General features: G+C 57.7%; 9 protein-coding genes. 7 read left to right on the top strand and 2 right to left on the bottom strand.

Annotation, left to right across the window (positions count from 1 at the left end; all coding sequences use genetic code 11):
* Positions 1-93 precede the first annotated feature (93 nt).
* Positions 94-2,220 carry a DUF5054 domain-containing protein gene (locus PCK14_RS18985; protein ID WP_269940086.1) on the bottom strand — a complete coding sequence of 709 codons (2,127 nt, stop codon included), beginning with the start codon at positions 2,218-2,220 and terminating at the stop codon, positions 94-96.
* Positions 2,221-3,059: 839 nt separating this feature from the next.
* Between PCK14_RS18985 and PCK14_RS18980 the strand changes: the two genes are divergently transcribed.
* Together PCK14_RS18980 and PCK14_RS18975 are read left to right on the top strand one after the other, a co-directional pair.
* Entirely contained in the window at positions 3,060-3,755 is a 696-nt protein-coding gene (locus PCK14_RS18980) for a hypothetical protein (RefSeq protein WP_269940085.1), read from the top strand.
* 1,758 nt (positions 3,756-5,513) lie between these two features.
* On the top strand, positions 5,514-5,954 hold the full coding sequence (locus PCK14_RS18975) for a hypothetical protein (protein WP_269940084.1): 441 nt from the start codon (positions 5,514-5,516) through the stop codon (positions 5,952-5,954).
* 353 nt (positions 5,955-6,307) lie between these two features.
* On the opposite strand, the gene PCK14_RS18970 is transcribed toward PCK14_RS18975, so the two are convergent.
* Positions 6,308-7,618 carry a DUF3885 domain-containing protein gene (locus PCK14_RS18970; RefSeq protein ID WP_269940083.1) on the bottom strand — a complete coding sequence of 437 codons (1,311 nt, stop codon included), beginning with the start codon at positions 7,616-7,618 and terminating at the stop codon, positions 6,308-6,310.
* A 136-nt stretch (positions 7,619-7,754) separates the two neighbouring features.
* Between PCK14_RS18970 and PCK14_RS18965 the strand changes: the two genes are divergently transcribed.
* The 5 genes from PCK14_RS18965 to PCK14_RS18950 all read left to right on the top strand — a co-directional run bounded on the left by PCK14_RS18965 (position 7,755) and on the right by PCK14_RS18950 (position 10,881).
* Positions 7,755-8,258, top strand: a complete 504-nt coding sequence (locus tag PCK14_RS18965) for a hypothetical protein (protein ID WP_269940082.1) — start codon at positions 7,755-7,757, stop codon at positions 8,256-8,258.
* Between the two features lie 60 nt (positions 8,259-8,318).
* Positions 8,319-8,807, top strand: coding sequence for an NUDIX domain-containing protein (locus tag PCK14_RS18960; RefSeq protein ID WP_269940081.1), 489 nt, complete (start codon positions 8,319-8,321; stop codon positions 8,805-8,807).
* Positions 8,808-8,863: 56 nt separating this feature from the next.
* A complete protein-coding gene (locus PCK14_RS18955; RefSeq protein ID WP_269940080.1) occupies positions 8,864-9,376 on the top strand; it encodes a hypothetical protein in 513 nt (170 codons plus the stop codon).
* 140 nt (positions 9,377-9,516) lie between these two features.
* Positions 9,517-10,089: a suppressor of fused domain protein gene (locus tag PCK14_RS19385; RefSeq protein WP_442864766.1), complete on the top strand. Its 573-nt coding sequence runs from the start codon at positions 9,517-9,519 to the stop codon at positions 10,087-10,089.
* A gap of 219 nt (positions 10,090-10,308) precedes the next feature.
* Positions 10,309-10,881 (top strand): hypothetical protein, encoded by a 573-nt coding sequence (locus tag PCK14_RS18950; protein WP_269940079.1) that lies wholly within the window; start codon positions 10,309-10,311, stop codon positions 10,879-10,881.
* The last annotated feature ends 87 nt before the right edge of the window (positions 10,882-10,968 follow it).

The following is a 10,968-nucleotide window of genomic DNA, read 5'->3' as shown; positions in this document are numbered from 1 at the left end:
GTGCGCCCGTTGAAACGGGCGCACAAGCGGGGGACGGGCGCGGAATGCGTTAACCCCTGAGGACGCGGGCCTGCGTGCCTTCCAAACACGCACTCAACTTCGGCGCAGCCGCGTCACGACCTCGAATCGTGCATCCTCATCGAACCAGGGGCGAAAGTTGGTGCTCCATGCGTTGTTGTGCAGCGTGAAGGCGAAACCGTCGGCGGCACTGCCCGGGTCGTTGTCGAACTCGTACATGCGGGGCCGTCCCAAGCTCAGCACCGGCGCATCGAGCGGCTTGACCCAGATCTCAGTCGAGGCATCCTCGTAGTGGGCGCCTTCGACGGCGTGCCAGGTACGCCCGCCGTCGTGGACCACGTCGCTCGGATCGACCAGCGCGCCGGACTTTTGCAGCCGCCAACGGCTCGGGGTGCGCGTGGCCGGGTCAAAGCGCAACCACGATGACTCAGGCGCCTTGATGGCATCCTTGTCACCCAGCCAGAGTGTGGTGCGAACCGTGGCGGCCGAATCCGCATCCACCGATATGGCATGCTCGATGGCGATTTTCCGGGGCGCGCCCGCCTTCTCACATGCCTCCTCGGGCATCTGCAGGCGACTGCGCACGTGCAGCTCGCTGTCGGCTTCCCACGTCACGGTGTCGATGACCCGCGGCAGGAATCGCCGCGTTGTGGGCACCGGCCGGAGCAGTTCCAACCCGGCCTTGCCCAGTTCCGGGATGGCCCAGAAGCCATTTCGATAGGGCTCCCGCACGTAGTCATTCACCCACTGCTGCACATCGGCGGCACCGTAGGCCCAGTATTCATAGGCACCGAGCGCGCGCACAGACCCAGCCGCATTGCCACCGGCCTGCGACACCGCCCCCTCGGCGTCGGTGAGGAGCTCGACGCCGTCGACCAGCAATTCGACGAGCGAGCCATCGGTGCCGATCGCGGCCCGCACCCGCCCAGTGCCGGCCACACCATCCACCGGAACTGCCGTTTCGGGCACATCGGGCACCGAGCGGTCGAGCTCCTTCTGCGCCTGCGAGCGCAGTGACGGCGGCAACGCCTCCACGGCACTGAGCGCGTCCGCACGCTTCTCATCAAAGGACTCCATGGCCCGGGAGTAGCTGTGCTGTTCACCCTCAGGGAGAGCCCAGCGTGTGTACGACAGCGTGGGCGGGATTGTCTGGTCTGTGTCAATGACATCGCGCTCGACTTGCGCCCGGAACAGCTCCTTGTCATAGGAGACGTAGTCCGGCAAGTAACGCGTGTGGCTGTACCCGCACGTGTGCTCGGCGATGAGCATCAACTGCTCGGACAGGGCCCGCTCAGACGGATCGTCGACGGCGAGGCTGCCGTCGACGAGCCACCCGGCGCGCAGCCCCTCCATGCGCTTGAGCGTACTGGTGACAATCGGGTCGGCAGCCATTCCGTAGATCCACGAGTCGCCAATCTCCTGCGTCACCACGGGCAACGACGCCCGGGCATCCCATGCGGCCTGTCCGAACCCGTTCAGGTCCGATGCTGCAACCTCCGCGTTGGGGTACTTCTCCCGCAACTTGTCCATCAACCTGAGCACGTCCGACTCGACAGGCGGTCCATGGTTGTCGTTGGTGAACGAGAAAAACAGGCCCTCACTGGAACCCGGCACCGGGCGCACCGTCGCGCGCTCCGGGTCCGAGCCGTAGGCGGGGTCGTAGGACAGCACCACCTCACTGCCGTCCGGCGCCCGCCAGAGCGCGTGCTCGGGCACATCCGGCACCGGGGAGGCAGGATTCACGCCGATGTGCAGGTAGTTCACACCCGCCGCGGCGAGCGCAGGCACCAGCCCGATCGTGTGGCCGGGCACGTCGGTCATTTTCGCCGCCGTCGTGTGCCGGCCGTACTCGGCATCCAACCGCGCCGAATAGCTCATGCAGTGATCGAGCATGCCCCGCGAGAGCAGCTCCGTCTGCGTCGTCAGCGGGTACGCGTGCCACGCCACCAGGCCCTCCCGGATCGCAGCATCCAGATCGGCCCGCTCGGCGGCCGATCCGTCCCGCAGCGCATGCGTGATCAGCCAGGAACCCGTTGTCCACACGAATTCCGGACGGCCCTTCTTTTCCGCGAGGTCCCGCGCGAGACGGATGGCACCGGGGATGAACTCCTCTCGGTACCGTCGCAGCACGTTTCTGCCAAGATCGGTGTAGCCGATGTCCAGGTGGGTCTTGAACACCACGTGGATCTTGGTGAAGTCCACGGACGTTTCCGGAGCATCATTCGGGCGTTCTTCCCGGCCCCATCGATCGACGAGCATCGTTGTCTCTCTTCCCTGCTACTTTTTGGTGGCTGTGGCTTCGGCGGCTGCTGCTGGTGCACTGCCAGGGCGGCTGTGTCGAACGGAGTGGGGGTGGACCTTGCCAGGACTTTTGAGGTTTCATGCCATGTCAGTCACTTCTCCGCGAAGCAATCGGGTCACGGAAAACGAACATTCACGACTTGTATACAAGCATGCAAGTAGGCAACGCGCAATGATCTACGGAATTTATTACCCCGTCTGGCAGGGGGTGGACCTAGCGGTTACCGGCAAAAAGAAAAGCGCCCATCCCCCATATTTGCGCCCCGTGGAACAGGCACAAATATGCGGGACGGGCGCGGAATGCGACAGGGCTCAGTGTTCCGTCTCATCTAAGGTGAACCAATCTCACTACGCATGGACTACCAGACCATGACTCGATCGCGCCTGAACGCCTTCAAATCATGTCCCGTATAGGGCCCGTTCACCGGGCTTTTTTGCGGGCGGGGTATACGGGAATCAGGCGAACACTGAAGCACACGGATAGTTGTTCCGGGGATTTTTGGTGGTGGCTGAACCAGTGAGGGACCGTCATACGGGACAGTGCAATTCTCTTATGCGGACAGACCCCTTGCGGGACGATACGACTGTTCAAGTGGTGAAAAAGACCGCTTGCGGGTTCCAATTGTGACAGTCCGGTGCAGCCTCACTTTGCAAACGGCGTTCATGTTTTCCCCTTTTGGTTCTGGCCGTCCATAACCACTCCAATCATCGTCAGTTTTCACGCCAGATAGGATCCTTCGATGGAGACAGACAAGAAGCGCTACCTGCCAGTCAGGTCACGAGTGTATTTGGCCAGCATCGTTTCTCTGTTGCTCGGCTTCGGAGTGATCATTGGGTTCTTCAACGGGTGGATCCTGGTAGTTGGCTCACATGTCATCCGCGCCTGGATACTAAGCAGTGGTCTTTTGCTGGCTTCGCTGGTGCTCTGGGTCCTTTGGATCGTTCGTGGCAGCAGGAGGCCAGGCCCGAGAAGGGATGATGGGCGCTGGGGACTGATGCGTTCCGTTGCCTTCTTTATGCTGGTTAGCGTTGTTGGGGCGGGCAGCGCGATGGTGGCGTTTTTCGACTTGGGTACGAGTAACGTCATCCTGGATCCCCATGGACCGGATGGCTGTAGAGCGGTCGTACGGGAGACCGCAATGTTTGGTGGCAGTCAAGGGGAGGTCTATTCCGTTGGCATCATGGGAGTCGGCAGGTCGGCAGGAAAATGGCATACCTATGATGTATACCGGCCAATCAATGCGGGCGACTACACACTGGTGTGGACTGCATCCGGCGGGGAGCTTACCATCGCCGACGCTTATGTTTTCAGGACACGTACGCAAAGCATCGCAAGGCACAAGGCGTTGCAGCCGCTCATCGATAGTGGAGAACTCAGCATCGACAATTTGTACGATCCGGAACCATTTGATCGGAATCAGGTCAACTGCCACTGATGCCGAGGTGGATTGGCTCGCGGACCGAAACTTCTGTGTGACAGTCCGATCCGCGTACCACTCGAAATCCGGGCTCGCAGTGTTGGCTTTTGGGGCCATATCTCCGGCTAGACCGGGTGCGGTTCCCGCCAGATCCCCGCCAGCCCCACATGATCCAACGCCAAGGATTGCAGAAATGTCCGGTAAGGGTCCCTTGCGGTACGGCCGCCGCCACTGGTGCGCTTGGTGGTTCCACGTCCTGGAACCGGACCGGCTTACGCCCCACGCACACACACACACACACACACACACACACACACCGGGCGGGCGAGCGTGAACGACCCCGCAGGTCTCGTGACAGACGCCGACGGCTCAGTGGAGATTCTGCTCCAGCCGCTTCAGCCATCCGGTGCGGCGCAGAACTCGGTAGCGACACTGCCCATCCTTCCAAGACTCCAAAAACTTGCACTAGAGATTTCGAGCGCGTACTAATGCAGTCTCGTCAAGTCGTTGTAGCTCTAATAGAGCCGTGGTATCTTTTCCCCAAGCTGTTGGGAATTGTGGGGATTCTACATAGTGTCCTCAAATTCATCGAATGCGAGGTGGGGACATGCGAAATTTACACGGTTTAATGGCGACCATTGCGATAGTCGCTTTAGTAATCTGAAGTGGTGGGATCGCGTCCGCTACTGAAATGCCGGCGAAATTTGATGCAATGACACACTCCGAAGCGTTGTTGGACGATGCAGGAAAATACTCCCAAGAATTCAATGTCTCCAGCGACGTCGCGTTCCGGCAGTTGAAGTCGCAGGCCAATGCCTCCTGAACGCTCGATACCATCCAAGAAATTGCCGGAGAACGCTTTGCCGGGGCATGGTTCACCCATGTTCCTGAGTTCGGGGTCTCCGTGCGCCTGACCAGCGGACCGATATTGCCCGAGGTTGAATCGACTCTGTCCAAACTCGAAATCAATGTTTCCATCGACTACAACGCGGCATACTCAGAAAGGGAACTCGTTGAAGCAGCTGAGTCCCTGTCAGGGAGTGAACACCTCGAAGGAGTCGGTGTGGATTCACAACTAGGCGGACTTTTTGTGAATCTGGGCCCGACGAGCGACAAGTACTCCGTCCTGAAGGAACTTCAAGACCAGACAAATATTCCAATCCGCATCGAAACTTCAGGAGAGAGACTTTCTGATTTGGCCTACGGGGGAACACGTTTAAGCGTTGGATGCACCACGGGATTCACGGTCAGGAACAGCGCAAACGTACGAGGATATGCCACGGCGGGCCACTGCCCCAATCCCCAGTCTTACGCACTCACCCCGACAGGTGCTGCGACAAACTCCGCAACCTTCTGGAACAGTTACCACAACATATACGCAGACTTGGAATGGTCGCGGGCAAATGGGTCTACACCAGCAGCTCAATTCTATGGTTCGAGCTCCACGACCCGTACGACCCAGACTGGCACAGGTAGCGCATGGTCGGGCGCTTTCCTCTGCCACCGCGGGCTGACAACAGGATATTCCTGCGGAATTGTTGGTTCAACCAGCTACACACCAAGCTATGCGGGTGCATGCCCCGGCGGCACATGCGCTGCGACATTTGTGTATGTATCCGGACCAAACCTCAATGTTGCCCCTGGCGACAGTGGCGGTCCATGGTTTTCCGGCGGTACGGCGTACGGAATCCACAAGGGTGGACCCGCGACAGGCTGGAGTGGATATGGCTTCTTCTCCAAGATTTCATATCTCTCCAACATGGGTGTTTCGCTCCTATGAATTCGCCCGAGTATGTATTAATCCGGCGAATGTCGGCAACAGCAACGTTCACGGCCATGACCATGGCCTTGACTTTGGCGGGAATGCTGGCAGCATGTTCGCCGGCCGGAGACACTTCCGATCTCGCCATTCGGCCATCATCAGGCATCACAGAAGGCGATTCAGGACTGTTGACCGGTATCCTTCGGCATGAGCTCGGCTGCACGTTCATAGATTCAAAGGCTAACGGGTATGTGGTGCCCGTCTTCACCGAGAGAACCGCATCGTGGTCCGGCGACATGCTGACATTCAGCGGAACGTTGCGCACTCTGGGCAAAGTGTCAGCCGGTGACACCGTGGAACTCGGAGGGGGTGAAGCCCAGGGTATCGCAGAGGACTGGACGATTCCCGAGGGATGCCGTACCTACGGCACGTTTTGGATTGTGGCCGGCAGCTAACCGCCGCGGTGCCGGTGATCCGGGGCGCCGGTGAGTCAATCCGTTTCGTGCCTACTTTGATGAGTGATCGCAGTACGATTGGGCCCCAACTTCGGGTGTCTTGTTCTGCACTATAGCCTGCGTACGCATAGGCACGATTCGTCTATTACCGTCCCGCAGGAGGTTCCGCATACGGACGCACCGGGGTTGTGCAGACGAGTATTGAAATTTGTGCAGCCGACTTCTGAAAACGACATAGTTGTTCCGGGGATTTTTGGTGGTGGCTGAACCAGTGAGGGACCGGCTTGCGGGACCCTTTGCCCACGCCTATACGGGAAAGCCCTTTCGGGACAACACCACCGATGTTGTTGCCGCTATAACCCTGACGGATGAGTCGAAAGCCAGTCTTTGTATTTCACTTGCAACTCGTCAACAAAGTCTTCATCGGAGCATACGATGTCATTCCCACCGTCGTAGGGGTGGAAAGTCCATTCAAGAGTTGGCGGAAAAATGACGACGTCCCACGCCGGTCCGTCCGCAGCAGCCCTGAGAAGTTGCCGCATTCGCGCATCCTCAAGTGAAACCTCTGAAACAAAGACATGTGTCCACGTCGGCGAATTTCGACCCGTTAGGTCATAGGGAATTGATTGCCAGCACCGTGCTTCAGGCAAGATTTCCCGGAACGCAAACTCACGTCGAGCGGGCACATCCGTTCCAGAAACAGAGGGGGTAAGCACTAGAAGTTCACCCGGCGAAGAACCGAATCGCGTACACAGTTCACGGACAAGCGTCAGTTGTCTATGACCAACTTCTTGATATTCAGCCTCCGTATCGGGATAGCGCTTTGACTCAGGCAAGCTATGAAGCCGCAACCAATGGGTTTCTGCCCTGCTGCCACGAAACTGATCCCCTGCCAGGGTGCGATCAAACCAACCTTGTTCCCAACGCCAATGAAGCTCCTCGAGCTCTTCAAGCTTTGGGGTTCGGTTCGAACCGAGGAAATTCGGATCCTTCTTCTTTCCGCGATAGTTCTTCCAATCAACTTTCATGGACTTTACTTTGATCCCGGCCTGGTACTTCTTGTGGCCAATCCATTCGAACGGCCCCATCTTTGCAAACTTAACAACTTCCGATTCAGCCGCAATATCGGCTCCCAGCCGCCCTGGGCTGTAAACATACTGCAGTGACAATGGGCAGATCAAAACTCCCTCAGCAAAACTGCTCCCATCGGCAAGTATGTAAGGAATCAGATCAAAATATCGCGGATCTATTAGGCTCAAATACAGGTGGTACTCCTGTGGAACCCCGCCAAGTTCCGAATTTTCCTGGACTGTCTTCCAGTATGCCCTCACCGGGCTTTCTGCAATTCCTTCGGGTCCCGGCAAGGATCTGGTGATGACAACAAGGCCCTTACGATTGGCCGAGTAGGACCACTGAAGCATGCGAAGAATCTGAAGATGTTTCAGGACGGTCTCACATAAACTCGTTTGAGCCAGAGTCCGTTCGGCAAGCCTTGGTCGAATCCGTACTGAGTCAAACTTGCTTTCAACGTAGTCCCTGAAAGTGACCGGCACATATGATTTGGATGTACGAATGGCGCGTTCGTTTGGCCGCAATTCAGGCCACTTCTTTTCCCAAGTCGCCTCAAAGTCAGCCACCTCTGTCGCGCTCAAACGTCTCTGCATTCTCAAGAATCTATCAGCCAACAGCAGCGTCCCTCGGCATACTTACAAAGACTCGTAATTCCGAGCCAATCTTTCCCACAGAGCGTTCCGCCTACGGGAGGATGCAGCGACAAGCGCTGCCGGGTTTGGATGAATCATGGCAGCTCCTGGTAACGAAGGAAAAGTTCGTAGGTCACTAAGCGACCGGGAACAGATGCGCGTCGTGTCGGCTGCACACATTGCCGCACTCGGGGTGAATATCCTGCTCGTGGCTGGCGGCATTGCTCTGGCTATTTGGCAGTCCCAGGAAAAGGCCAATGCCGTCGCCCTGTATGAGGCAGCCGGTGCTTATGCCGACAACGATGTGACTAGGGGCTATTACATCGGCATCGTGGGCGGGCTGGGCATCTCGCTGCTCGCAGTGATGGCACTCATTGGTGTTCAGAAAGGCAACCGTTGGGGATGCTGGATCGATGTGCTCATCTGGCTCGTGATGTGGCTACCAGCCACCATCGGCCTGAGCAGGTACCGCGAGGACGGTTTCGCCATCGCAAGCTCAGTTTGTTCAATGGGAATCATATTGGCCATCGCGACCCATCTGCTGTTGAAGGAGCGCCACCAAAGCATATGGGGCCACCGACCAGACGTCACGTCCCGATAGAGATTCGGCATCTGGAACTCGTCTGAAGATGCTCTTTATGACGTCCTGTAAGGTGACCGCATGACAGGTCCCCTTATGCGCCACTCGGTAAGAGCTCTGATTCTCACTCCTGACCGTGATCTGCTGTTAGGCAGTCACGGAACCCCTGATGGTTTTGTCTGGGCCGCACCCGGCGGAGGGATCGAACCAGGCGAAACGCCGATTGAGGCGCTTACTCGCGAGCTTGAGGAAGAAATTGGACTCGACTTGAGTCTTCTTGAGCCACCTCTGGTTTGGCGCCAGGAAATCGTAGACAACTCCATATGCCATGGATATGAAGGCGTAGTCAATGACTACTTTCTGGTCGAGATTGATCGGTTCGAACCACAAGGATTCTGGAGTCGGGAGGCTCTGCTCAATGAGGGTCTCCATGAGTTTTTCTGGTGGTCGTGGGAAGCAATTCAGAATGCCGGACCAACCCACCTTTTTTCACCCCGCAACCTTGCAGAATTGTTCCCCTCAATCGGGCACGGTGACAATCTCCTGAAACCCTTACTTCTGTCCGTCTAGTTCATCCCGTTCAGCGTTGTGGCCGGTCGCTCAGGGCGTCGGGGAAGGATAAGACCATGCGTGTGCTCTTTGACGGCCTGGTGTTCACGTCGTATGCGCAGATGACGCTGACGACAGGGATAGTCGAGCCGCCGATCCCCGATGTCGCGTTCATCGGTCAGGTGAACGGGCTGTGCGGGGCGACGGTCGCCGGGGCGCTGTTCCTCATCACGGGGACGCACACCGGCTGGGTTCCTGTGCGAGTCAGTCTATGGGACGACGCGCCCGACCTCGGCGAGTGGGAGGAAGTGGTCGAGGCGAGCCTTGTCCCTGCGGGCGAGGCCGCGTTCGCCGGCTGGGCGGAAGACCCTGTTGCGCGCTTCGATTTGCCGTCCGCCAGCTACCGGGTTCGCTGGAACGCGCGGGGCCTGGACGCCGGCCACGCGCAGTCCAATGCCGATGTCGATCATCCCGCGCCCGACTCCTACGAGCTGATGCTGTGGCCTGAACCGCACTCCGCCGACGCGATTCTGCGGCGCACGGCCGCACAGGCCGCGTACTGGCACGACGAGGGATTCACTCGCCGCTAGCTAGCGAGCAATCATTCTGTCCCGTTCAAGGTTCCCCGATTGACCTAGCACGTGCGAATACTCTAGTTGTTGTCGACACCAATTTCCGAAACCTAGAATGCGGCGTTCCAATTTGACGAATCGAGCGTTAGGAGCAGACCATGGGCGACCTGATTGGCCACCTGGAGCAATATCTGGGAACAATTTCAGGGGGTTGGACTGATCCGGACGAGCACGAGACTAGATTTCAGGTTGTGCAGCTTGATGTTGCTTCTGACTCGTCACTAGTTTCTTTCTCAACACTTGGACTGAGCAGAATCCCGTTCCACCTCGACAATGACTCGCGGCAAATTCGTCATGAGTTCATGATCACTGTTCAGGAGGACCAAGTCAGTAGCCAGATACCGGCACTTCTGCACCAAATTGCCGTGGAATCTATTGAAGGGGCAGCGCCACTACTGAGGGGTCAAGTCGTCGGTCCCCGCGGTCCACTCATTCCTGGTTCGTCAATGGTGGCCTTCTATGTCGCCCCGCCGGTCCATCAACCCGATGCATTTTCGACCTACGACACTGGAGAGCATGTGGTGGTTTTCGTATGGCTGGTCCCCATCACACACACACCGAAGCCCACTACGTGTTCGACAACGGGTGGTCTAAATTCGAGGATCTGCTCATCCAACACAGTCCTGACCTTTCCGACTTTTCCCGCGAGCCAATCTGTCCGTAGTTCATAGCCGGGCAGTGAAAACTGGTGAGTGAGAATGCTCGCCTACTACTCAACTAGCGTTTATCTGCCAAGGGACAATAGTTAAGGCCCCCAGTTCGAAGGAACTAGGCACATGCTGTCCAAATCACTTGCGAGTAACCCTGACACTATGATCCGTCCCGCAGGAGGTTCCGTGTGTGCGACTGAGTGGGCCAGTCGTCACGGTAATCAGTGAAACACTGGGGTCATGACAGACGATCGCACCTATAGCGAGCGGTGGCGTGAAATTCCCGCGATCACCACGGTCGCCGAATATGACGGCCAGGAGTCGATTCGCATCAGTGCGACGCAACTCGGCTCCGAGTACACTGCCCGGGCAGCGGTAAAATTTGTCGATGAGTGGCTGGAATTTTTCCAAGCTGGTCCAAGTCCAATTCGGGAACTCGAGTTCGTCTCGCGCACTCCGAGACGATTGTTCAATTCGCTGAACCTCCAGTCGCAGCTGGTGAGACTCCAAGTCAAATGGGGTGATTTCAACGACCTGGCTGCGTTGGCCGGGATGTCCCAGCTTCGAGAGCTAGTGCTGGGTGGAGCGTCGAGCGTCGAATCCGTCGAGCCCTTGCGCTATCTGCCGAATATCGAAACCCTCAGAATCGAGTCGCTCAAGCGGGCATCGGATCTGTCGCCAATCGGAGACATGACGTCAATATTGGATCTGGAACTCGGCGGAGACTGGATCAGTCCGCGGATTGCGCACATCGATTCAATCGCATTCATGGATGTCGGTGACGGTCGAAAAGTGAGCCATTGTGACGGTTGAAAGTTGAGCCACCTAGTCTGAACGATTGGATGGGTGATCACAGTGGAAGATTGGGCGCTGATTCGGCGATTGCATTTGGCTGAGGGC

Origin of the sequence: Arthrobacter sp. HY1533 (assembly GCF_027568515.1) — a bacterium.
Taxonomy (GTDB): domain Bacteria; phylum Actinomycetota; class Actinomycetes; order Actinomycetales; family Micrococcaceae; genus Specibacter.
The sequence above is the reverse complement of the archived record's forward strand: the minus strand, read 5'-3'. Positions and strand labels throughout refer to the sequence as shown.